20 protein-coding genes are annotated in these 22,676 nt (G+C 71.1%); 5 read left to right on the top strand and 15 right to left on the bottom strand.

Annotation, left to right across the window (positions count from 1 at the left end; translation table 11 throughout):
* Nucleotides 1-180: 180 nt before the first annotated feature.
* From ACX9TP_RS11280 to ACX9TP_RS11265, 4 genes are all read right to left on the bottom strand, one after another.
* Nucleotides 181-1,326, bottom strand: coding sequence for a cystathionine gamma-synthase (locus tag ACX9TP_RS11280; protein ID WP_482979708.1), 1,146 nt, complete (start codon nucleotides 1,324-1,326; stop codon nucleotides 181-183).
* Between the two features lie 74 nt (nucleotides 1,327-1,400).
* Complete coding sequence (locus ACX9TP_RS11275) at nucleotides 1,401-2,162, bottom strand: crotonase/enoyl-CoA hydratase family protein (RefSeq protein ID WP_482979707.1); 762 nt, start codon at nucleotides 2,160-2,162, stop codon at nucleotides 1,401-1,403.
* A gap of 149 nt (nucleotides 2,163-2,311) precedes the next feature.
* Nucleotides 2,312-2,776, bottom strand: coding sequence for a DUF2147 domain-containing protein (locus tag ACX9TP_RS11270; protein WP_482979706.1), 465 nt, complete (start codon nucleotides 2,774-2,776; stop codon nucleotides 2,312-2,314).
* A gap of 85 nt (nucleotides 2,777-2,861) precedes the next feature.
* Nucleotides 2,862-3,551 (bottom strand): UdgX family uracil-DNA binding protein, encoded by a 690-nt coding sequence (locus ACX9TP_RS11265; protein ID WP_482979705.1) that lies wholly within the window; start codon nucleotides 3,549-3,551, stop codon nucleotides 2,862-2,864.
* On the opposite strand from ACX9TP_RS11265, the gene ACX9TP_RS11260 reads away from it, so the two are divergent.
* Nucleotides 3,550-4,536, top strand: a complete 987-nt coding sequence (locus ACX9TP_RS11260) for a class I SAM-dependent methyltransferase (protein WP_482979704.1) — start codon at nucleotides 3,550-3,552, stop codon at nucleotides 4,534-4,536. The genes ACX9TP_RS11265 and ACX9TP_RS11260 overlap by 2 nt on opposite strands.
* A gap of 34 nt (nucleotides 4,537-4,570) precedes the next feature.
* On the opposite strand, the gene ACX9TP_RS11255 is transcribed toward ACX9TP_RS11260, so the two are convergent.
* The gene (locus tag ACX9TP_RS11255; RefSeq protein ID WP_482979703.1) at nucleotides 4,571-5,737 is read right to left on the bottom strand and encodes a hypothetical protein; all 1,167 of its coding nucleotides are present in this window, start codon (nucleotides 5,735-5,737) and stop codon (nucleotides 4,571-4,573) included.
* A 240-nt stretch (nucleotides 5,738-5,977) separates the two neighbouring features.
* Between ACX9TP_RS11255 and ACX9TP_RS11250 the strand changes: the two genes are divergently transcribed.
* Together ACX9TP_RS11250 and ACX9TP_RS11245 are read left to right on the top strand one after the other, a co-directional pair.
* The gene (locus ACX9TP_RS11250; protein WP_482979702.1) at nucleotides 5,978-6,640 is read left to right on the top strand and encodes an RNA polymerase sigma factor; all 663 of its coding nucleotides are present in this window, start codon (nucleotides 5,978-5,980) and stop codon (nucleotides 6,638-6,640) included.
* Complete coding sequence (locus ACX9TP_RS11245) at nucleotides 6,627-8,342, top strand: FecR domain-containing protein (protein ID WP_482979701.1); 1,716 nt, start codon at nucleotides 6,627-6,629, stop codon at nucleotides 8,340-8,342. Before ACX9TP_RS11250 ends, ACX9TP_RS11245 begins: the two co-directional genes overlap by 14 nt.
* A gap of 46 nt (nucleotides 8,343-8,388) precedes the next feature.
* Here ACX9TP_RS11245 and ACX9TP_RS11240 read toward each other — a convergent pair whose 3' ends face one another.
* Complete coding sequence (locus tag ACX9TP_RS11240; protein ID WP_482982153.1) at nucleotides 8,389-9,582, bottom strand: tRNA-uridine aminocarboxypropyltransferase; 1,194 nt, start codon at nucleotides 9,580-9,582, stop codon at nucleotides 8,389-8,391.
* A gap of 184 nt (nucleotides 9,583-9,766) precedes the next feature.
* Between ACX9TP_RS11240 and ACX9TP_RS11235 the strand changes: the two genes are divergently transcribed.
* Both ACX9TP_RS11235 and ACX9TP_RS11230 read left to right on the top strand, forming a co-directional pair.
* Nucleotides 9,767-10,531 carry a 16S rRNA (uracil(1498)-N(3))-methyltransferase gene (locus ACX9TP_RS11235; RefSeq protein WP_482979700.1) on the top strand — a complete coding sequence of 255 codons (765 nt, stop codon included), beginning with the start codon at nucleotides 9,767-9,769 and terminating at the stop codon, nucleotides 10,529-10,531.
* Between the two features lie 34 nt (nucleotides 10,532-10,565).
* Nucleotides 10,566-12,110, top strand: a complete 1,545-nt coding sequence (locus tag ACX9TP_RS11230) for an aminopeptidase P family protein (protein WP_482979699.1) — start codon at nucleotides 10,566-10,568, stop codon at nucleotides 12,108-12,110.
* 74 nt (nucleotides 12,111-12,184) lie between these two features.
* Here ACX9TP_RS11230 and ACX9TP_RS11225 read toward each other — a convergent pair whose 3' ends face one another.
* The 9 genes from ACX9TP_RS11225 to ACX9TP_RS11185 form a co-directional block, all read right to left on the bottom strand.
* Nucleotides 12,185-13,633 carry a DUF2914 domain-containing protein gene (locus tag ACX9TP_RS11225; protein WP_482979698.1) on the bottom strand — a complete coding sequence of 483 codons (1,449 nt, stop codon included), beginning with the start codon at nucleotides 13,631-13,633 and terminating at the stop codon, nucleotides 12,185-12,187.
* A gap of 88 nt (nucleotides 13,634-13,721) precedes the next feature.
* Entirely contained in the window at nucleotides 13,722-14,042 is a 321-nt protein-coding gene (grxD, locus tag ACX9TP_RS11220) for a Grx4 family monothiol glutaredoxin (protein WP_482979697.1), read from the bottom strand.
* A gap of 15 nt (nucleotides 14,043-14,057) precedes the next feature.
* Entirely contained in the window at nucleotides 14,058-14,315 is a 258-nt protein-coding gene (locus ACX9TP_RS11215) for a BolA family protein (RefSeq protein WP_267855751.1), read from the bottom strand.
* Nucleotides 14,315-14,860 (bottom strand): YqgE/AlgH family protein, encoded by a 546-nt coding sequence (locus ACX9TP_RS11210; protein ID WP_482979696.1) that lies wholly within the window; start codon nucleotides 14,858-14,860, stop codon nucleotides 14,315-14,317. The genes ACX9TP_RS11215 and ACX9TP_RS11210 overlap by 1 nt, the downstream gene beginning before the upstream one ends.
* A gap of 90 nt (nucleotides 14,861-14,950) precedes the next feature.
* Nucleotides 14,951-15,412, bottom strand: a complete 462-nt coding sequence (locus tag ACX9TP_RS11205; protein ID WP_482979695.1) for a response regulator — start codon at nucleotides 15,410-15,412, stop codon at nucleotides 14,951-14,953.
* A 101-nt stretch (nucleotides 15,413-15,513) separates the two neighbouring features.
* Nucleotides 15,514-16,326, bottom strand: a complete 813-nt coding sequence (locus ACX9TP_RS11200; RefSeq protein WP_482979694.1) for an ABC transporter permease subunit — start codon at nucleotides 16,324-16,326, stop codon at nucleotides 15,514-15,516.
* The gene (locus ACX9TP_RS11195; protein ID WP_482979693.1) at nucleotides 16,323-17,207 is read right to left on the bottom strand and encodes an ABC transporter permease subunit; all 885 of its coding nucleotides are present in this window, start codon (nucleotides 17,205-17,207) and stop codon (nucleotides 16,323-16,325) included. Before ACX9TP_RS11195 ends, ACX9TP_RS11200 begins: the two co-directional genes overlap by 4 nt.
* A complete protein-coding gene (locus tag ACX9TP_RS11190; RefSeq protein WP_482982152.1) occupies nucleotides 17,204-18,790 on the bottom strand; it encodes a peptide ABC transporter substrate-binding protein in 1,587 nt (528 codons plus the stop codon). Before ACX9TP_RS11190 ends, ACX9TP_RS11195 begins: the two co-directional genes overlap by 4 nt.
* Nucleotides 18,791-19,064: 274 nt before the next feature.
* A complete protein-coding gene (locus tag ACX9TP_RS11185; RefSeq protein WP_482979692.1) occupies nucleotides 19,065-22,445 on the bottom strand; it encodes an RCC1 domain-containing protein in 3,381 nt (1,126 codons plus the stop codon).
* Between the last annotated feature and the right edge of the window lie 231 nt (nucleotides 22,446-22,676).

The raw sequence follows: 22,676 nt of genomic DNA, 5'->3' as shown, positions 1-22,676 counted from the left end.
AGCCCAAACGGTGTCCAGCAGCGGACATTCCATTTCGTGACGCGGCATCCCATGGCCCGTCCGGGGTGCGGGCGGCCGGGCAGGCGCTCGGGAGTGCGGACAGACGAAGGGCCTCCACGCTCCTCCAGGTGGGGGAGCGGGGAGGCCCTGGGTGGCCTGGTGCGCTGGAGACCGGGCGGCCTACTTCACCGTGTCGAGCGCCTGGGCGAGGTCGTCGCACAGGTCCTGCGCGTCCTCGATGCCCACGGACAGGCGGATGAAGCCGTCGGCGATGCCGAGCTTCTCGCGCGTCTCCTTCGGGATGGAGGCGTGGGTCATGATGGCGGGGTGCTCGATGAGCGACTCCACGCCACCGAGCGACTCGGCGCAGGCGAAGACCTTCACCGTCTTGAGGAAGGTGCGCGCGGCCTCCAGGCCACCGTGGATGTCGAAGGTCAGCATGCCGCCGAAGCCCTTCATCTGCTGGCGCGCGAGCTGGTGCTGCGGGTGCGTCTCCAGGCCCGGGTACGTCACCTTCTTCACCTTCGGGTGCGTGGCGAGGAACTGCGACACCTTCATCGCGTTGTGCGCGTGGCGGTCCATGCGCACGTGCAGCGTCTTCACGCCGCGCAGCACCAGGAAGCTGTCGAAGGCGCCGGACACGCCGCCCACCGCGTTCTGGAGGAAGTACATCCGCTCGGCGACGTCATCGCGGCTGGTGCAGACGAAGCCGCCCACCACGTCGCTGTGGCCGTTGAGGTACTTGGTGGTGGAGTGCGCCACCACGTCGAAGCCGAGGTCCAGCGGGCGCTGGAAGTACGGCGTCATGAAGGTGTTGTCCGCGACGGAGAGGATGTTCCGCTTCTTCGCCACCTCGGCGATGCGCGCCAGGTCGATGAGCTTGAGCATCGGGTTGGTGGGGGACTCCACCCACACCATCTTCGTCTTCGGCGTAATCGCCGCCTCGAAGCTCTCCGGCTTGGAGAGGTCCACGAAGGAGAAGTTGAGGCCCGAGCGCTTGAAGACCTTGTCGAAGATGCGGAAGGTGCCGCCGTACACGTCATCGGACACGACGACGTGGTCGCCCGCGTCCAGCATGTGCATCAGCATGTCCGTGCCCGCGAGGCCGGAGGCGAAGGCGGCGCCGTACTTCGCGCCCTCCAGCGCGGCGAGGCAGTCCTGGAGCGCCTTGCGCGTGGGGTTCTGCGTCCGGCTGTACTCGTAGCCCTTGTGCTCTCCGGGCCCGTCCTGGACGTAGGTGGAGGTCAGGTACACGGGCGTCATGATGGCGCCCGTCGTGGGGTCCGGCTCCTGGCCGGCATGAATGGCAAGCGTGTCGAAGCGCATGGGCGGGGAACTAACACAGCCCTCCCGGCCACGCACCAGGAGCGCCGCTGACCCGCTCACCGGGCCTGCTCGGCCTACTCGAACGTCCCGTGCCGACCCGCCCCCCGGGCGAAGCGGGTGGCGCCGGGGATGGACTCGGAGTCCAGCACCTTCACGCCGCGCTCGAACTCCTGACGCAGTGCTTCCTCCAGGCCCAGGCCCGCCTGCTCGTAGGCCGAGGCCCGGTCGGCATTCATGCACGCCTGGGGGAAGGCGGCGACCTCACGGGCCAGCGCCTCGGCGGCCTGCCGGGCCTGGCCCTTCGGCACCACGCGGTTGACCAGCCCCATGGCCAGCGCCTCCTGGGCGGACACGGGGCGGCCGGTGAGGATGAGGTCCATGGCCCGGGACAGGCCGATGAGCCGGGGGAGGCGCACAGTTCCGCCGTCGATGAGCGGTACACCCCAGCGCCGGCAGAAGACGCCGAGCACCGCGTCCTCCTCCGCCACGCGCAAGTCGCACCACAGGGCCAGCTCCAGGCCCCCCGCCACCGCATGGCCGGCGATGGCCGCGATGACGGGCTTGCCCAGCCGCATGCGCGAGGGCCCCATGGGCCCGTCGCCGTCCGGGGCGAGCCGGGGCAATTGCCCTTCCGAGATGGCCTTGAGGTCCGCGCCCGCGCAGAAGGTACCGCCCTCGCCGTGGAACACGCCCACGCGCGAGTCCGGGTCCGCATCGAAGGCACGGAAGGCGGCCACGAGCTCCTGCGCGGTGGCACCGTCCACCGCGTTGCGCACCTCGGGGCGGGAGAGGACGACGGTGGTGACGGGCCCGTTCTTCGCGATGCGCACGCTCATGGCCCGGGAGTCTCGGTCAGGCGCGAGGCGGGCACCAGCCACCCGCCCGCGCACCTCCCGGAGTGCGTCCAGCGTCCGACGCAGCCGCGGCTCGCCCCCTTCCCTCGAGCGTCAGGCGAAGGGTGAGGAGCCGCCCGTCCCGGTCCGGCCTACTCCGCGCGGACCCAGTGCTGCGTGCGGCCGAACGCGGAGATGCCAACGAAGCCGCGGACCTTCAGCTTCTTGCCCCCGTCCTCGACGGCAATCTTGCACTTGTAGGTCTTGCCGTTGGCCGGGTCCATGATGGTGCCGCCGGTCCACTCGTCGTCGTCCTTCTTGAGGTTCTGCAGGATGACCATGCCGAGAATGGGCTGGTTCTTCAGCGTCCCCTCGCACTTGTCGCAGACGGGGTTCTGGTCTTCCTTCGGCTCGCGGAAGAGCTTCTCGATCTTGCCGAAGAGCTTCCCGTTCTCCTCGTAGATGGCGATGACGGACTTCGGCTTCTTCGTCTCGTCATCGATGGTCGTCCAGCGGCCCACGGGGCTCGCGGCGTCCGCCTTCGCGTCCTCCGCCAGGGCGCTCGAGGCGAACAGCATGGTCAGCGTGGCCAGTCCCAACCAACGGCTTGCAGTCATTCGGAGATCCTCCGGTGCGGGGTTCGTTCGCGGACGAAGACTACCCCGGAGGGCTCGATATTCAGAGAAGACATCGCACGCCCGCTCACATCGGCGCGTGCGCGCCCTCCCCGGCTTGCGCGCCACGGCCCTGGATGAGCCGTGCCACCGTGCGCAAATCGTCGATGAACGCCTCGAGCTGCGCCTCGCGCGCCTCCGGGTCCGGCGCGCGCAGAATCGACGACGGATGCACCGTGGCCACCACCACGCGCGCATGGTCCGACGGCATGGGCCGGCCGCGCGACTGCGTCACCCGGAAGTCCCTGCCCAGGAGCGCCTGCGCCGCGGTGGCGCCGAGGCAGACGATGACGTCCGGGCGGAACACGCGAATCTCCGCCTCCAGCCAGGGCAGGCAGGCCCGGACCTCCGTCGTGTTCGGCTTCGCGTGGATGCGGCGCTTGCCCTGGCCGGTCCACTTGAAGTGCTTCACCGTATTGGTGACGTACACCTGCGAGCGGTCGATGCCGGCCGCCTCCAGCGCCTCGTCCAGCAGCCGGCCGGACGGGCCCACGAAGGGCTTCCCCGCCCGGTCCTCCTGGTCTCCCGGCTGCTCCCCCACCAGCATGACGCGGGGGCCGGGGCGGGGCCTGCCGGCGGGCTCGCCGAAGACGGTCTGCGTGCCCGTCTTCCACAGGGGGCACGACTGGCAGCCCGAGGCCGCCTTTCGGAGCTTGTCGTACGTCGGGGACTCGGGGATGAGGGGAGCCGCGGTCTGGACGGGAGGACGCTTGGGCATGGCTGATTCAGAAGGTAACCACGGCGCGCAAGGGGCAACCGACCCGGTGGGTATGTTCGCCAACCGGCTGCGCAAGGGCTCGAAGCGCTTCCGCAAGTGGGCCCGCGCGCAGGGGCTGACGGCCTTCCGCGTCTACGACAGGGACATTCCCGAGTACCCCTACGCCATCGACCTCTACGGCGACTGCGCGCACGTGGTGGAATACCCCCGCCGCCGCGCCCTCAAGTCCGGCACCGCCGAGTCCCAGCGGGAGGAAGTCCTCGCCGCGGTGACGGAGGTGCTCGGCGTCCCGCCCGAGCGCATCTTCGTGAAGACGCACACGCCCCAGCCCTGGGGCCGCTCGCAGTACGGCCGGGTGGGCCAGGGCGGCAGCCGCATCGTCGTGGAGGAGCAGGGCCTGAAGTTCTGGGTCAACCTCGGCGACTACCTCGACACCGGCCTCTTCATGGACCACCGCAACACCCGCGCGCGCGTGCGAGAGGAGGCCAGGGGCAAGCGCTTCCTCAACCTCTTCGCGTACACCGGGGCCTTCACCGTGTACGCCGCCGCGGGAGGCGCCGCGAGCACCACGACGGTGGACCTGTCCAACACGTACCTCGACTGGGCCGAGGCCAACCTGGACCTGAACGGGCTCGCGGATGCGCGGCACGTGCTGGTGCGCGCGGACGCGAAGGCGTGGGTGGAGGCCCAGGCGGACGAGCCGGAGCGCTACGACCTGGTGGTGTGCGACCCGCCGTCCTTCTCCACGTCGAAGAAGATGTCCGGCAGCTTCAACGTGCAGCGGGACCACCCGCGCCTCCTGGCCGCCATCCGGGCGCTGCTCGCGCCCGGCGGCGTCCTCTACTTCTCCACCAACTTCCTCGGCTTCGAGCTCAGCGACGCGGCCGCGCGGGGCCTGGACGTGGAGGAAATCACCCCCGGCTCCATCCCCGAGGACTTCCAGCGGAAGGAAATCCACCGGTGCTGGCGGATGGTGGCCCCCTGAGCTGAAGGGGCCACCCTCTCCACCGGAGGCCGGGCTACAGCCAGCAGACGCTGTCGATGCAGCGCTCGCCGGCGGGGCACTCGCAGTTGGCGACGCACGAGTTGCCGCTGCCCTGATTCACGGGCTTGCACAGGCCGTTGTTGCACACGTTGCCCGCGGGGCATTCGCAGTTGGCGCGGCACACCGGCGAGGTGCCCGCGTCCGTCGGGGGCGGCGGCGTGGGCGACTTGCAGTAGCCACTGCTGCAGACCTGGCCGGAGGGGCAGTCGCAGTTGGCCGTGCACGCGGGGCCGGTGCCCGCGTCCGGAGGCGGGGGCGGCGGCGTGGGCGACTTGCAGTAGCCGCTGGTGCAGACCTGGCCGGAGGGGCAGTCACACGTGGCCACGCAGGACTGGCCCGGGTCCGGCTGCGGCGACTTGCACTGCCCGCTGGTGCAGACCTGGCCGGAGGGGCATTCGCAGTTGGCGCGGCACTCGCCCCCGTTGGGAATGGGCATGCAGTAGCCGATGTGGCACGCGTAGTCGGTCGGGCACTCGGTGGTGGAGTCACACGACGCGCGGCACTGGCCGTCCACGCAGTCCTTCCCGTCCTGGCACTGGTAGCCGGAGGTGCACGCGTTCGGGTCCGGCGGGCGCGCGCGGCACACGCCGGAGACACACGCGTCCGTGGCGGGGCACTGCGAGTCCCGCGTGCAGCCGGGGAAGCACTGGTTGTTGATGCAGTAGTTGCCCGTCCCGCAGTCCACGTTCAGCCGGCACGTCGTGCCAGCGTCCGAGGGCGTTCCTCCGTCGGAGCCACCGTCCGGGCGCGTGCCGCCGTCCGGCCGCGTCCCGCCATCCGTTCCGCTGTCCGGCCGCGTCCCGCCATCCTGGGTGGAGCTGGGGGAGCAGAAGTGGTTGGAGCACTTCAGCCCCGAGCTGCAGTCCGCGTCACGCACGCAGGGCGTGTAGCAGACGGCGTTGACGCACACCTCGCCGCGGTCGCAGTCACGGGAGTTGGAGCAGCTCGTCGAGCCGGGCGGCAGCTCGTAACAGCAGTTGTCGCGACAGGTCTCACCGCTGCCACAGTCAGAGTCGGTGGAGCAGTAGGTGTACTCGTCGTCGTACCAATCTTCGTTCTCGTGGATGATGCAGCCCGGTAGGGCCGATCCAAGCAACAGCACAAGCGACAGCAGCACGCTGCGCGCGGGGGTATTCCTCATGAGTAGATACTCCGAGAAAGCTGGGGGACCGGTCCGGCCACCGGGTGGGTTGTCCGGGTTCAGGCGCGTATGACGCCGGGGGCGGTACGGCTGATCAAAGAATAATTTTGATCGCCCACGTTGGGAGCGGCGACCCAGTCAGTACGGAGGTAGTCTGTGCTGGCCTGGACCATTCACATCGGCAACGGCGTGCTCATGAAGGGCGCAGAACCGTTGCCTGCCCCCGAGGGAGCGCCTCCGGTGTTGTTCAGAGGAACTCGTTCACTGGCGGAAGTCAGCGCGCCCGCCGAGCGCCTCGCGAACGATGTGCCCACGCCGGTGAGCGCGGACGAGGCCCGGCTCCAGGTGCTGGTTCGCCGGTTGCAGGAGGGAGACCTCGCCGCCTTCGAGCAGCTCTACCAGCTCACGCGGTTGGACGCGGCGCGGACGCTGCGGCACCTGGTGGGCAACCGGGTGGAGGTGGAGGACCTGCTCCAGGAGACGTACCTGCGGCTGCTGACGGCGGTGAAGGGCTACCGGGGCGAGTCGCGCTTCCGGACCTTCTTCTACCGGGTGTGCTCCAACGTCGCGCTGTCGCATCTGCGCTGGAAGCGGCGGCGGCCGGAGGACTCGTTCGCGGAGCCGCCGGAGCAGGAGGCGCAGGGGGAGGACCCGGAGCGCGCCGCGGCCCGGCGCCAGGCGGCCCGGCTGGTGGAGGTGGCGCTGGAGCGGCTGAAGCCGAAGAAGCGCATCGTCTTCGTCTACTACGAGCTGTGCGGCATGAGCCCGGACGAGATTGCCGAGGCCGTGGGAAGCTCGCCCAACACCGTCCGCAGCCGCCTGCACCACGCGAGACTGGAGTTCAACGAGGCCATGCAGCGACTGCTCGTCACCCGCCCTGGAGGTCCCCATGGCCGGCCATGAGGTCCAGGCGCTGTGGGCGCTGGACGCGGGGGAGCTGGATGCGGCGGAGCGCTCGCGCGTGGAGGCGCACGTGGGCGGGTGCGCGGCGTGCGCGGCGGAGCTGGAGCGGGTGAAGCAGTCCCGCGCGGCGCTGCACGCGGCGCGCGAGGTGACGCCGGACGTGCGCTGGGAGGTGGTGGACGCGGGGCTTCGGGCCGCGGCGGAGCGACAGGCGGCGGCCGGGTCCCTGGGGCCGTGGGCGAGGCTGCGTGAAGCGGCGGCGAAGCGGGTGACGCCTGCCTCCGGGTCCTGGCGGCCCGGTGCCGTGGCCACGTCGAGGTCCCGGCTCCCGTGGGCCGTGGTGCTCGCGGGGGCCTGCGCGGCGATGCTGGGATTCTGGATGTTGCGGACGCCGGAAGTGGCGCCAGTCACGACGGTGGCGGTGCGCGACGGTGACGGTGCTCCGGGCACGGTGCGCGACGGTGACAGCGCCCCGGGTACCGCGGTGCCCGCGGGTGACGGTGCGCCAGGCGCATCCGGGACGGTGCACGAAGGAGACGGAGCCCTCGCGGAGCTGCCTCGCGAAGGCACTGGCACCCTCGACACGGCGCAGGCGGAAAGCACCTCGGGCGCGGTGGTGCGCGAGGCGGGTGGCGCGGAGCAGACGCTCCAGGCGGGCACGAAGCTGCGCTCGGGGGTGGCGGTTCGGACGCCCGCGCGCGCCACGGCGATGTTGCGGCTGCCGGACGCGAGCCGGGTGCGGCTGTCCGCCGGCTCGGAGGTGGAGCTGTCCCGAGCGGAGGCGCGCGACGTCCATCTCACGGTGCGACGGGGCAGGCTGTCGGTGCAGGCGTCGCATGCGCAGCGGGAGGGCTTCCTGGTGGAGGCGGCGGGCCTGCGCGTCTCCGTGGTGGGCACCGTCTTCACGGTGGAGCACACGGAGCACGGCGCGGCGGTGGCCGTGGCGGAAGGGCGCGTGCGTGTGGAAGTGGAGGGCCAGGCTCCGCGACTGGTGGGCGCGGGCGAGCGGGTGGAGCTGGATTCGCGGAAGCGGACCCTGAGGCACGAGCCGCTCTCGGAGCCCGACCAGCGGGCCTTCGCGGAACTGCGCGCCCCCGCAGCGCCGGCCACGGACAAGCCGGTGGTGGCCATGCGGGAGACGCGGCCGCAGGTGAAACGCCCCGAGAGCAAGGAGTCCGCACCGAAGGAGCAGGCCCCACTGCCGGAGGAAATCCCGGCGAGCCCGCAGGTGGTGGCCGAGGTGGCCCCGACCACGGGTGGGGTGCTGCCCGGAGCGGACCCCGACCAGGAGTTCGCGCCCTACCCCGCGAAGTCCGTGACGGAGCAGCTGCCCCCGAAGCTGGATGAGCCCCCTGCCCCGCCTCCCCCCACCGCCGTGGCGGAGCGGCCCGCGAAGGAGAAGAAGAAGAAGGAGCCGCTGATTCCCATGGCGCTGCTGTCGCACGACGCGGACGAGCGCTTCCTGGGGTACGCGCGGCTCCAGATGAACCCACGCAAGTGCGAGAGCTTCCTGGTGGGCCTGGCGGAGATTGCCCAGCGAAGTCCCCGCGCGGACCACCGCGACCAGGCGCGCCAGCTTCGAGCACGGTGCCTGGCCCAGAAGCACCCGCAGCACGCTCCCCGGATGGACCCGCCGACAGTCCCGCAGCGGCTTCCCACCGGGCCGATGAATCCGGCAGGCCGCACGGGGCGGCTGCCCTGAGAAGTACGCCGGCTCGGCGCGCCCTGAAGGCCCCGAGCCCGCCGCTTCAGCCGTCCGAGCCCGTGCGCGGCAGCTTCTGCGGCGGCTCCGTGGCATTCCCACGCGCCACCAGCTCGCGCACCACGGACTCGAGCGCGCGGATGCGCCGGCCCGCGCGGCCGGGGGCCCACTCGGGCACGGCAGGTCCGCGCAGCAACTCCATGGCCTGCTCCACCCCGCCCGCCTTGCCCTTCAGCGCGCGCGCCGTGGCCAGCCGCACGTTGCTCGCCGGCCGCCGGGTGACGCCTCCCTCCCACAGCAAGTCCAGCGCGAAGGTGGTCCACACGGCCAGCTCGTCATCGGGCCGGAGGAACGCCTCGAACCGCGCCAGCGCCTGCGCACGCGGCTCTCCCGCGAACAGCACCTCCTCGGGCAGCTCCACATGCAGCGGTGTGCTGCGCGCCAGCGGCTGCTCGGGGGCGATGACGGCCTCGAAGCGCTCTCCCGTGGCCGGGCGGCAGGCCACCGCGTGGACCAGCTCGGAAGGAATGTTCGTTCCGGTCGGGTGTGCGTTGGCCTCGCCGTAGAAGACGACGAGGTTCTCGAAGCGGTCGGCCAGCGTGCGCAGCTCCAGCGGCGGACGCCACGGCCCGAAGTAGATGCGGCGGCGGTTCGGCGACGTCCGCGCCGACTGCCGCTCCAGCTGCGTGTCCACCATGTACTCGAAGGCCTTGAGCATGGTGTCGAAGCGCTCCGGCGCTCCCTCCAGGATGCCCAGCATCTCCACCACGGCCTCGATGGTGGACACGCAGTGGTCGGCGGGCTCGGCGCGGATGCGGTAGTTGCTCGGCCGGCGGGGCACGAAGCTGATGCGCGGCAGGCTGGCGAGCAGCGGGTTTCGCGAGACGACCTTCTTCGCCTGGGGCCAGGTGCCGTCCACGACGATGATGGTCTCCGGCGGATTCCGGCTGGCCTCCTCCACCGTGATGGCGTTGTCGCCCGGGAAGAGCACGGCCACCGACTCCGGCTTCGCCGCGAGCTGCTCCAGCCGCGCGTGGCCGGTGAAGTCCACACCCTCGTGCAATTCGGCGTTGCGCAGCGCCAGGCGGGCCATGCGCGCCGTACCGATGGCCACGCGCCGCTCACGCGGATGCTGGAGGAAGACGACGCGGGTCCGGGTCTCCAGCGGGGGCGGCAGTTGCGCGCAGTAGCAGGTACTCTCGGGACGGCGGCAGCGAAGGCACAGGTTACGCACAGTCAGCGTTTACGGTACGCCCCGGAGAGGGGCAAGCACTGCCGACAGGCCGCGCGGAGGCCGACCGGGGAGGCAGTCGTCCCCACGGCGCCCGCGCTCTCAGGCCCTGGCGACGCTCTGGCGGCGCCCTGGCGACGCCCCGGCCAGGATGTCCCACCACGCCCCCGGCGGACGGGGTACAGAGGCCCCCGTGAATCTGCTCCTGCTCTTCGACGAGGACTTCCTCCCGGACGGCACCGCCCGGCTCACCGGACGCCGCGCCCAGCACGCCCGCGAGGTGCTGCGCGCCGAGCCCGGCGAGTCCCTGCGCGTGGGCCGCCTGGGCGGACTCACCGGCACTGGCGAGGTGCTGGAGAACAGCGCCGGCGTCCTGCACCTGCGCGTCTCCCTCACCGACCCGCCGCCCCCCCGGGCGGGCGTGGACCTGCTGCTCGCCATCCCCCGCCCCAAGGCCCTCAAGAAGGTGCTCCCCGCGGTGGCCTCGCTCGGCGTGGACCGCGTGGTGCTGGTCAACGCGGCCCGCGTGGAGAAGAGCTACTTCGACTCCAAGGTGCTGGACGAGGCCTTCGTCCGAGAGCTGCTCCTCCAGGGCCTGGAGCAGGCCCGGGACACGCACCTGCCGGAGGTCCTCATCCGCGAGCGCTTCCGCCCCTTCGTCGAGGACGAAGCGGACACCCTCTTCGGCCCGGACGCCGTCCGGCTGCTCCCCCACCCGCCCGCGAGGCAGCCCCTGCGCGCGGCCGGAGCGGACACGGCCGAGCGGGTGGTGCTGGCCATCGGCCCCGACGGCGGCTGGGTCCCCTTCGAGGCGGACCTCCTCGAGGCCCATGGCTTCCGCCCCTTCTCCCTGGGCCCCCGAATCCTCCGGGTGGAGACGGCCGTCCCCGTCCTCCTGGGGCAGGTGGCCCTTCTGCGAGAGGACACTGCCCCGCGTCAGGAGTCATCTCGGGCTTGAAGGGCTGCCGGGCGCTGTTGAAGAGTCACACGCCATGGCCACGTCCAATCCTTCCGCCCCCGCCCCCGCCGCCGACGGCACCGCGCAGCCCGCCGTGGGTGAACAGCAGTCCCTCGTCACCTCGGAGCCGCAGGCCCCCCAGGCCTCGTCCGCGAAGCCCGCCGGCCACGACACGGTGCCGCCGCCGGCCCTGCTCGACTTCATGGTGAAGCGCTGGAAGCCGAGCGCGAAGAAGCTGCCACCCAAGCTGAAGAACGCCGACGCCTTCCGCGCCCGCCGCCGCGCCCTCTCCAAGCTGTTCCCCGGTGAGACGCTCATCATCCCCACCGGCCACGAGAAGGTGCGCGCCAACGACACCTACTACCGCTTCCGGCCGGGCACCGACTTCTACTACCTCACCGGCAACACCGAGCCGGACTGCGTCCTCGTCCTCCAGCCGAAGGAGGGCGGCGGCCACACCGACGTCCTCTTCGTGGAGCCCAACCCGGGCCGCAGTGACTCCACCTTCTTCACGGACCGCGTGAAGGGCGAGCTGTGGGTGGGCCCGCGCCTGGGCGTGAAGGAGAGCCAGGCCCGCTTCGGCGTGGACGAGGCGCGCGGCCTCGACGGGCTGAAGGACTACCTCGCCGGCCTGCACGGCGCCGTCAGCCGGCCCACGCGCGTGCTGCGCAACTTCTCCCCCAAGGTGGACTCGGCGATTCCCGAGGGCGCGGAGCGCGACAAGGCCCTGGCCCAGGCCCTCTCCGAGATGCGGCTGCTCAAGGACGCGCAGGAGCTGCGCGAGCTGCAGGCCTCCATCGACTCCACCCAGCGCGGCTTCGAGGACGTCATCCGCGGCCTGAAGACGGCGAAGACGGAGCGCTACGTGGAAGGCATCTTCAACCTGCGCGCCCGCGTGGAGGGCAACGACGTGGGCTACGGCACCATCGCCGCCAGCGGCTCGCACGCGTGCGTGCTGCACTGGACGCGCAATGACGGGCCGCTCGTCCCCGGAGACTTGCTCCTGCTGGACGCGGGCGTGGAGGGCCACACGCTCTACACGGCGGACATCACCCGCACCCTGCCCCTGTCCGGGAGGTTCTCGAAGGAGCAGCGCGAAATCTACGAGCTGGTGCTGGAGGCGCAGGACCAGGCCATCGCCGCGGTGAAGCCGGGCAACGACTTCATGGAGCCCAACCGCGTGGCCATGCGCGTGCTGGCGAAGGGCCTGGAGTCGCTCGGCATCCTGGAGAGCGCCGAGGAGGCGCTCAAGGACGAGCACCAGTTCTACAAGCGCTACTCGCTGCACAACGTCAGCCACATGCTGGGCCTGGACGTGCACGACTGCGCCCAGGCGCGGCAGGAGGCGTACAAGTACGGCAAGCTCCAGCCCGGCATGGTGCTGACGGTGGAGCCCGGCCTGTACTTCCAGACGGACGACCTCACCGTGCCCAGGCGCTACCGCGGCATCGGCGTGCGGATTGAGGACGACGTCGTCGTCACCGCGCGCGGCTGCAAGGTCCTCTCCGGGAAGATTCCCCGCACCGCGAAGGACGTGGAGGCGTGGATGAAGTCCGTGTGGAAGGCCGCGAAGAAGTAGGCGGCTCGCCCCACCTCGCAGGCGGACGCGCCGCCCCAGCCGGGCCCGGTGTCCACCGGGCCCGGAGCCCCGGGCTACTGCGCCGTCCCAGCGCCCTGCGGCACCGTTTCGCCGGGCGCCGTGCCTGGCGCGCCTGGCGCGGGCGCGGGAGTCCCGGCCTTCGGCGCGGCCGTCTTGCGCGTCTTCTCCCAGTCCTCCTGGGACAGCGGCTTCAGCACCTTGAGGGTGGAGTACTCCAGCTTGTACTGACGCGGCTCGGTGCGCGCGTCCGGGGCCACCGAGAAGTTGAGGCGGTGGATTTCGTGCCCGTCCTCCGTCTCCATCACCACGCGCCAGTCGCCGGGCTTCAGGTTGGACGTCGTCGCGAAGGAGCGGTAGCCGCCTTCCGTCCCGTTGCTGCTCACGCTGGCCATCCAGCCGCTGCCGGACGTCGTCCAGCCCTTGTCGGGGTGGTCGTAGTACCAGCGCACGCGGACCTTGTAGGGCGCGAAGCCGTTGGGCGCGAAGATGCGGAAGAAGTAGTAGGGCTTGTCTCCCGGCTGCAGCTGGAAGTCCGGGCCGAACCACGTCCACGGCTTGAACCAGACGGAGTCGTCCACCGAGGACAGCTGGTACACGCCGGGGCTGACCCGCTCCACCTTGTGGTAGATGTCCGCGAACTGCACGGCCACCGGCACCGGCGGAATCACGCCCACCAGGTAGAGCACCAGCAGCACGCCCTGCACGCCGAAGCCGGGGATGGCCACGTTGCGGACGAGGAACTCCACGTCCGGGCGCCAGCGCTCAATCAGGCGCATCAACCCGAAGACGCTCGCGCAGCCCAGGGCCACCGCCAGCAGGAACACCCAGAAGCCCATCCGGCCGAAGACCACGGGCAGCAGGCACGCGAAGTACAGCGTCACGCACAGGCTGAGCAGCACCACGCGGATGACGGGGCCCACCTGCCGGAAGCGCGGCAGCTCGTTGGCCACCAGCAGCGCGAAGAGGCCCACCACGAACAGGTAGGGCGTGAAGCCCGACGTGGCCTTGAACAGAATCAGCATGAAGACGCTGAGCAGGCTTCCGAAGAAGAAGTGCACCGCGTCCTCGCGCCAGCGCCACACCTTCGCCAGCAGCTTCGGCGGCTCCGTGCCCTCGGGGAAGCGCTGCTCCAGGAGCAGCAGCGAGGTCAGGATGAGGAGGTACGCGAAGCTCTGCACCTGCGTCAGCGTGTCGTCGATGCGGCTGAGCGAGACGATGTCGTAGATGAAGCCGCCGAAGAAGAAGGCCGCCATCTCCCACTTCTCGTGGCGGGTGCGGAACTCCTGCACCTTCTCCATGAGCGTGGGCGTCTTCTGCGTGGCCACCAGGTCGTCCGGGTCCACCACCACATTCGGGGCGGTGGCCGGGAGCGCGGTGTCCTTCAGCGCGACGGCGGCGTGGGTATCGGCGACGGGGACGTTCCCGGAGGCGACCGGGGCTCCCGGCGCTTCGACGGTGTCGTCCTGCTTCTCGGGATTGTTGGGCTGTGTTGCGGTGACCACGGCGGTTCCTCGGGGCAGCGGCGTACCAGTCTAGCCGCTCCGGGGGGAGTCGGTCTCCCCCTCCCCCCCGAGGCCCCGAGCGCCTGAATCAGGCCGGGGACTTGCCGGCGACCAGGTCCGCCAGCTCACCGCGCTCGGCCAGCTCCATGAGGATGTCGGAGCCGCCGACGAACTGCCCGTTGATGAAGATCTGCGGAATGGTGGGCCAGTTCGTGAGGTCCTTGATGCCCTGGCGCACCTCGGGGTCCGCCAGCACGTCCACCGTGTGGACCTCGCCGTAGGGCTGCAGAAGCTGCAGCGCCCGCGCGGAGAAGCCGCACTGCGGGAAGAGGGCGTTGCCCTTCATGAACAGGACGATTTTGTGCGACTGGGTTTCCTTCTCCAGCCGGGCCTTGAGCTCAGGGGTCATCGACAGCGTCTCCTTCTAGCGTTGCCCGAGCTTCTGCCACTGCTCGGGCGAATAGGTCTTCAGCGCGAGGGCGTGCAGCTCGCCCGACTTCAGCCACTGCTGCAGGGGCGCATAGACGAGTTGGTGCTGCTGCACCATGGGTTTGCCAGCAAAGGCGGGGCTCACCACCCGCGCCTCGAAGTGGTCTCCCGTCCCGGTGGTATCTCTAACCTCCACCTCGGAGCCCGGCAGGGCTTCCAGGATGCGGGTCCGGACGAAGTCGGCATCGAGCATCAGTTCATCCCCCTTCCCATCACCAGCATGGCCGGGTCCACGCCCATGCCACGCAACGTGGTTTCCCACAGTTTCGCGGGCTCCAGGCCCAGCACCGCCTCGGCGGTCGCCTCGGCGAAGAGCCAGGAGCCGGCGGCAATCTCGCTCTCCAGCTGCTTGGGCCCCCAGCCCGCGTAGCCCAGGCAGAAGCGCAGGCGCGGCGAGGGGTTCTCCAACAGCGGCCCCAGCGCGTCCAGCGTGACGCTCAGGAACAGGCCGGGCAGCACCGCGTGCTTCTCGGACTGCTCCGGGTCCTCGTGCAGGACGAAGCCGCGCTGCGGCTCCACGGGGCCGCCCACGAAGACGGGCTGTTCCGTCCGCGCCGAGGCGATGCCCATGTTCTGGCCGCGCGCCAGCTCACCCAGTGTGAGGGGGGCCCCCCGGTTGATGACGAGCCCCATGGAGCCCGTCTCTCCGTGCTCGATCATCAAGATGACCGAGCGGTAGAAGTTCGGGTCCCCGAGCTGGGGCATGGCCAGCAGAAGTCCGGGAGCGAGGTTCTTCACGGAAGGAGCATCAACCGTTCGCGGGGACGGCGCAACCGGAACCCGTTGCCCGGGTTCCGGGCCGTCCACTCCCGCGACACGCGGGCGACATCAGTGCCAGCTCGTGTGCCTGGACTGGAGCGCCTCGGCGAGCTTCTCGGGGCTCAAGGGCTTGCCGATGAAGAGGTCCGCGCCCAGGCCCTTGCACTTGCGCGCCATGGCCGCGTCGCTCATGGCGCTCACGCCGATGAGCACCGCCTGGGGGAAGCGCTCGCGCAGCTTGGACATGAGGGTGGCGCCGCTGCGGCCGGGCAGGAAGACGTCGACGACGGCGGCGTCCATGCGCTTGTTGCGCACGGCGAACTCCGCCTCCTCCGCGCTGCCCACGGGGAGCGGCTCGTAGCCCCAGCCCGCGAGCATCTCCACGAGGATTTCCCGGTGCGTCGGATCATCCTCGACGACGAGCACCGCGCCGCGCGCGGGCTCGAGCTTCAGGTCGTCGCTGCGCGTGGTGCGCTCGTTCGAGTCGTGGCCGGTGGAGATGGGCAGCTCTTCGACGGTAGGCAGGGACATGAGTGCACCGGTGGGCAAAAGGTTTCCGTGTGATGGAAACCCACCCCCCAACGTTGGGAATTCCACGGGAGCAGGTGCCTATCCCACCCCTGCGACCTCCCTCAGCCGGCGCGGCGAGGGCTCGCCGAGAGCGCCTGGGAAGCAAGCGAGGCACCGAGCACCAGCAGCACCAGCAGCGCCCAGGCGGGCAGCACCACGCGTCCGCCGCCTTCATAGATGAGGGCCGCGTAGCTGGTGCCCAGGTAGCGGCCCAGGGACATGGGCTCCATGCGGGCGATGCCGAAGAAGCTCACGGTGGACTCGGTGAGGATGGCGGCGGGCAGGCGGCTGAGGAACACGGCCAGCGCGAAGGGGCGCAGCGCGGGCCACAGGTGGACGCGCAACAGGTGGACCCCTCCCCCGCCGAGCGCCCGGGCGGCCGCGACGTACTCCTGTGACTCCAGGGTGGCCAGCCGGTTGCGGAACATGCGCGCCGGGCCCGCCCAGCCGACCAACGCCAGCGAGGCGACCATGAGCCCGAAGGGGCCGAGTCCTCCGCCCGCTCCCGCGTCCGACAGGGACTGGCCCGCGAGCTGGAGCACCATGACGACCAGCACGTCCGGCAGCGCGAAGACGGCGTCCACCGCGCGCAGCAGGGCCTGCTCCACGGTACCCCCGGAGAGGCGCGCCACCGCGGCCACGGCGAGGCCGATGAGCGTGGACAGCGCGCCCGCCGCGAGCCCCACGGCGAGCGACACCCAGAGCCCACCGAAGGCCAGCTCGCACACCGTGCGGTCCGGCCGCGTCGGGTCCATGCCCAGCGGGCAGGTGCTGGCGAGCGCCTCCGGGAACAGTCGTCCCGCGACGAGGCTGAGCACGCCCAGGCCGATGAGCAGCGCCAGACCGAAGCGGGCCCGCGAGGGAACGCGGCTCATGCCGTGGCCTCCCGCGAGCGCGGGTCCACCGCGTAGCGAAGCACCTCGACCGCGAGGCTCACGAGGACGAGCAGCGAAGCGAAGGTGGTGGTGGCCACCACGACGACGGCCACCTGCTTGTTGAGCACCGCCAGCACGTAGAGCTGGCCGAAGTACGGCAGGCCGAAGACGCGCTCCGCGGCGAACGAGCCGGCGAGCAGCGACGTGGCCACCGGCCCCACGGCGTCGAGCATCGCGGGCCACACGTTGGGCAGCACATGGCGGCGGAGCACCGTGCCGTAGGCCAGGCCCTTGCCCAGCGCGGTGCGCACGTAGTCGCGAGACAGCTCCGTCTCCAGCGAGTCCCCCACCAGCGTGCCCAGGAAGATGCCGGGCCACACCGAGGTGCAGAGCGCCGCGCACAGCTCCGGCAGCATGTGCCCGCGCTCCACCACGGCGGGAGCCAGCAGCAGCGCGGGAATGAAGACAGGCGTGCCGAAGGCCACCGCCGGCACCACGTCCCCCAGTGCCGCCCACTTCCCCCGCCGCCACCGCGTGCGCAGCAGCGCGAAGCCCAGCGCCCACGCCAGCGCGAGCGGCAGTGCCATCAGCCCCACGCCCACGCTGCCGGAGAGCTTCAGCAGCAGCTCATCACCGGTGATGCCCTGCGCGCTGGTGCCCAGCCGCTCGCCGCGGAAGAGCTTCTCCCAGGGACGCAGGAAGCCCAGCGGCTCACCGATGCCGAGGTCGCGCTGGTACGACGCGGCCAGCTCCTTGGAGACCTGCCGCTTGGCATCCGTCTCCGTGGTGAGCGGCAGCGAGGCCATGAGGAAGTACGAGGCCACGGCCACGACGGGCACCAGCACCAGCTGCCGCGCCAGGCGCTGCGTCACGAGCCTCATGGCGTCACTCCGGCATGGGCGTCTTCGGCGGGCGCCAGCCGCAGCGCGCGCAGGGCGAGGAAGTTGAAGGGGTCCACGTCCAGCCCGCGCAGCCGGGTCCGGACGCGGAAGTAGCGGTCCGGGTGGTAGATGGGCGCAATCACCGCCTGCTCGCCCACCAGCACCTCCTGGGCCTGGGCATACAGCGCGCGCGCCTTCGCCTCGTCCGGCTCGCCGTCACCCGCCTCGAGCAGCCGCTCGAAGCGGGCCATGGGCTCACCGCCGGCCTGCGTCTCCCAGCCCGTCTGGTGGTTGCCCTCCTTCTCGAAGAGGGTGAAGAAGGTGTTCGGGTGCGCGTAGTCCCCGCCCAGGCGGCGCAGGTACAAATCATACACGCGAGGCCCCTCCGCCGAGCGCCGCGAAAGCTCCGCCGAGAAGTCCGAGCGTGCATCCAGCACCACCTGCACGCCCACCCGCGCCAGCTGCGCCGCCACGCGCTCCGCGATGGCCACCTCCGGGAGGAACCCGTCGCCCTGCCGGTAGACGAGCCGCAGCGGCCGGTCCAATCCAGGCACGCGGGCCAGCTCGGCCTTCGCGGCCCCGGGGGCGTAGCCGGGCAGGCGCGCGGCCTCCTCGGGCGTGGCGGCACCGGGCAGCTCCGGTGGCAGCAGCACGTTGGACGTACGGGCGGCGGGCAGCAGCCCCGCCATCAGCGCCTCCCTGTCCAGCGCGCGGGCCAGCGCGCGCCGCACCTCGGGCCGGTTCAGCGGGGGACGCTCGGTGTTGAAGGCGAGGAAGTACGTGGACAGCAGCGGCTCGCGCTGCAGGTCCTCCGGCCGGCGCATGCGCAGCGACGCGGCGCTGTCCATGAACACGAAGTCCACTCGGCCGCGCTCGTACAGCGCCGGGCCAATCTCGGACTTCATCAGCGTGATGACGGGCGCGGGCGTCTCGCCCGGCTGCATCGGCGGAGGAAAGGCGGTGGCCGGGTTGTAGACCAGCCGCACGCGCTCGCCGGCACGGTCCCAGCGCTCCACCCGGTACGGCCCCAGTGCCAGCGGGCGCCCGTCACGCGGCCGGTCGAAGTAGTCGCGAACGTCCTCGTCGGACCTGCCCTCCAGGTCCGCCGCGGGCGCCGGATAGAAGATGTAGACGTTGGCCACGCGGGCCAGGAAGTAGCTACGGGGCCGGGCCAGCGTCACCCGCAGGGTGTACGCGTCCACGGCCTCCACGCCCACGCGCTCCAGCGCGGCGCGCACCTCGGCCTCGGGGGCGCCGCGCTCCTGGGCGGCGAGCGCGTCGGCCGCGCCCGCCAGGTCCACCATCTCCCCGCGCTCGCGTCCGCGCAGCGCGCGCCGCCAGCCGATGACGAAGTCGCGCGCGGTGAGCGGCGAGCCGTCCGACCAGCGCACGTCCTGTCGCAGGTGGAAGGTGTAGACCTCGCGGCCCTGGGCGTCGGTGACACGCTCCCAGCGCTCGGCCAGGCCGGGCTGCACGGAGTAGTCCGCCCCCAGCACGGTGAGCCCGCGCTGGGTGGCGAGCATGACGGGATAGTTCGCCCAGCTCTCCGGGTCCGAGTGGCTCCAGTCCAGCGTGGTGGGCATGGACGGCACCACCACCTTCACGCCCGGGTCTGGCTGGAAGCCGCACGGCCCGCAGGCCGTGGCCGCCAGGACCAGCACGAGGAACGTCCATCGGAGTCGAGCGCGGGAGGCCACCGGGGCCCGTTGTACCCCGAAGCCCCCGGAGCCCGGAAAAAGAGAAGCCAGGACTCCGGAGACCTCGGTCGTCCGGCGTCCTGGCTTCGCTTCAACTCCGCGTCCCTCCCCGCACAGGGAGGGAGCCTTCGCCCGGGTGCGCCCTGGCTGGCAGGGCGGTTCAGGTCCCTTCCTGGACCATCACATTGACGGGCCTGGAGCGGTCAGCGGTCGTCCCGTCCCCCACCTGGCCGAGGTTGTTGCGCCCCCAGCCCCAGCCGGCCCCCTCCGGGCTCATGGCCGCCGTGTGGAAGCGGCCCGCCGCCAGGGTGAAGACGCCCGTCAGCCCCTGCACCTGCACCGGCGTGGTGCGGCCCGTGGAGGTCCCATTGCCCAGCTGCGCACCGGAGTTGTTGCCCCAGGCCCAGAGGGTGCCGTCCTGCCGCACGGCCACCGTATGGGCATACCCGGCGGCAAGAGCCCTGACTTCCGTCAGCCCCTGCACCTGCACTGGCGTGGAGCGGGCCGTCAATGTCCCATCCCCGAGCTGTCCCCAGAGGTTGTAGCCCCAGGCCTGGACGGTGCCGTCCTGCCGCACGGCCACGGAGTGGAAGGAGCCCGCGGCGATGGCGATGGCGCCCGTCAACCCCTGCACCTGCACCGGCGTGAGGCGGCGCGTGGTCGTCCCATCCCCCACCTGGCCGAGATCATTGAAGCCCCAGGCCCAGACGGTGCCGTCCTGCCGCAAGGCCACCGTGTGGAGCGAGCCCGCGGCGATGGCGGTGACGCCCGTCAGCCCCTGCACCTGCACCGGCGTGGTGCGATGCGTGGTCGTCCCATTCCCGAGCTGTCCCCAGGAATTGCGCCCCCAGGCCCAGACGGTGCCGTCCTGCTTCAGCGCCACCGTGTGGGACTCGCCGGCGGAGACGGCCGTGACGCCCGTCAGCCCCGGCACCTGCACCGGCGAGAGGCGCTGAGTGGACGTCCCGTCCCCCAACTGGCCGTAGGTATTGCCGCCCCAGCTCCAGACAGTGCCGTCCTGTCTCACGGCCAGGGTATGTGAGGAGCCCGCGGCGATGGCGACGACTTCCGTCACCCCCTGCACCTGCGTCGGCGTGAGGCGTGGGGTGGTCGTCCCGTCCCCGAGCTGCCCCCAGAGGTTGTCGCCCCAGGCCCAGACGGTGCCGTCCTGCTTCAGCGCCACCGTGTGGAAATCCCCCGCGGCGATGGCGGTAGCGCCCGTCACTTCCTCCACCTGCACCGGCATGGCGCTGTAGGGGAGCGGGCCGCGCCCCAGCTGACCGTTGGAGTTGAGACCCCAGGTCCAGACGGTACCGTCCTGCCTCAAGACCACCGTGTGCTCGATACCCGCGGCGATGGTGGTGACGCCCGACACCCCCTGCGCCTGCACCGGCGTGAGGCGTTGGGTGGTCGTCCCGTCCCCGAGCTGGCCCCAGGAATTGCGCCCCCAGGCCCAGACGGTGCCGTCCTGTCTCATGGTCGCCGCGTGGGAATCACCCACGGCGATGGCAATGGCGCCCGTCATTCCCTGCACCTGTGCCGGCGAGCGTCGAGCGAGGGTCGTCCCATCTCCGAGCTGTCCCCAGGTGTTGTAGCCCCAGGCCCAGACGGTGCCGTCCTGCCGCACGGCCACCGTGCCGAAGTTGCTCCCGGCGAGGGCGGTGACGCCTGTCAGCCCCGGCACCTGCACCGGCGTGGAGCGGTTCGTGGTCATCCCATCCCCCAGCTGACCGTAGGAGTTGTTGCCCCAGGTCCAGAGGGTGCCGTCCTGCCCCACGGCCATCGTGTGCGAGACACCCGCGGCGACGACGGTGACGCCTGTCAGCCCCGGCACCTGCACCGGCGTGGGGCGGCGCGTGGTCGTCCCATCCCCCAGTTGACCGGAGGAATTGTTCCCCCAGGCCCAGACGGTGCCGTCCTGCTTCAGCGCCACCGTGTGGTCGCCACCCGCGGCGATGGCGGTGACGCCCGTCAACCCCTGCACCTGCACCGGCGTGAGGCGTTGAGTGAGCGTTCCATCCCCCAGTTGGCCAGAGAAGTTGACGCCCCAGGCCCAGACGGTGCCGTCCTGCCGCAGGGCCACCGTGTGTCTGCTATCCGTGGCGATGGCGGTGACGCCCGTCAACCCCTGCACCTGCACCGGCGAGAGGCGTCGGGTGGTCGTTCCATCCCCCAGTTGGCCGTAGGAATTGAGGCCCCATGTCCAGACGGTGCCGTCCTGCCGCAAGACCACCGTGTGGGAGTCACTTGCGGCGAGGGCGGAGACGCCCGTCAGCTCCGGCACCTGCCCGGGCGTGGGGTGTTGGCGGGTCGCCCCGTCCCCGAGTTGGCCGGAGGCGTTGCTCCCCCAGAGCCAGACGGTGCCGTCCTGCCGCACAGCCGCCACGTGACTGACACCCGAGGCGACGGCAGTGACGCCCGTCACTCCCTGCAGCTGCACCGGCGAGAGGCGTTCGGTGGTTGTCCCGTCCCCCAGTTGGCCAACGCCGTTGGTGCCCCAGGCCCAGACCGTGCCGTCCTGTCTCAAGGCCAGTGTGTAGAATTCACCGGCGGCAACGGAGGCGAAGCCCGTCAGCACGAACAACCGCGTCGGCGAGGCGCGATGGTTGTATGCCCCGGTCCCCAGCTGACCGTTGGAGTTGTAGCCCCAGGTCCAGACGGTGCCGTCCTGCTTCACGGCCACCGAGTGGCTGCTGCCCGCGGCGAAGGAGGCGACGCCCGTCAGCACCTGCGCCGGCGTGACGCGTTTGGTGGTGGAGGCCCCGTCACCAAGCTGATACCAAAGATTGCTGCCCCAGGCCCAGAGGGTGCCGTCCTGTCTCAAGGCCATGGTGTGTTCTGCGCCCGCGGCGATGGCGGTGACGCCCGTCAGCCCCTGCACCTGCACCGGCGTGAGGCGTTGGGTGCTCGTCCCATCCCCGAGCTGTCCCCAGAGATTCTTGCCCCAGGCCCAGACGGTGCCGTCCTGCCTCACAGCCAGGCCATGGGTGTAACCCGCGGCAATGGCGGTGACGCCCGTCAACCCTGGCACCTGCGTCGGCGCGAAGCGGCGCGTGGTGGTTCCATCCCCCAACTGGCCGAAATCGTTGCTCCCCCAGGCCCAGACAGTGCCGTCCTGCCTCAGGGCCAGGGTATGCGCGTAACCTGCGGCAATGGCGACGACGCCCGTCACCCCCTGCACCTGCACCGGCGTGAAGCGGCGCATGGTGGTCCCATCCCCCAATTGACCGGACTCGTTGTCCCCCCAGGCCCAGACGGTGCCGTCCTGCCTCACTTCCACCGTGTGGTTGCCACCTGTGGCAAGCAGGCGCCCCGCGGAAGTCGCGAAGGCGTTGGCCCCCTGCAAGTCCGACGAGGTGCTCTTGAACGAGCCCGGACTGGCAGGCACCGTCGAGACGCCTTCGCCCGTCCCCGCTTCGCGGGTGGCCGGCTCCAGCATGCCCTGCTCCGCGCCCGGAGCCTCCTGCGGACCGCAGCCCGCCACCGCGGCGCAGATGGCCACGGCCACCCACGCCAGACACTTCCGTACTTCCTGTCTCATCAATCCCCTCTTGCCATCACGCTGCGCGAGCGCTGCCGTCCCGGGCCGGGCCGGGCGACAAAGGCAGCCAGCGCTTTCCGGGAGGGAGCTGCGGGAGAACTATAATATTCTATAGACATTGCAACTGGGTGTGCCCCACCCCATGGGAGTCGACACGGAACCCAAAGACAGACACCCAGAAAGCAGAGAAGCCAGGACCCCGGCGACCTGAGGTCGTCCGGCATCCTGGCT

The sequence above is a fragment of the Pyxidicoccus sp. M15 genome (genome assembly GCF_056858435.1).
This window is presented reverse-complemented; position numbering and strand designations above follow the sequence as displayed.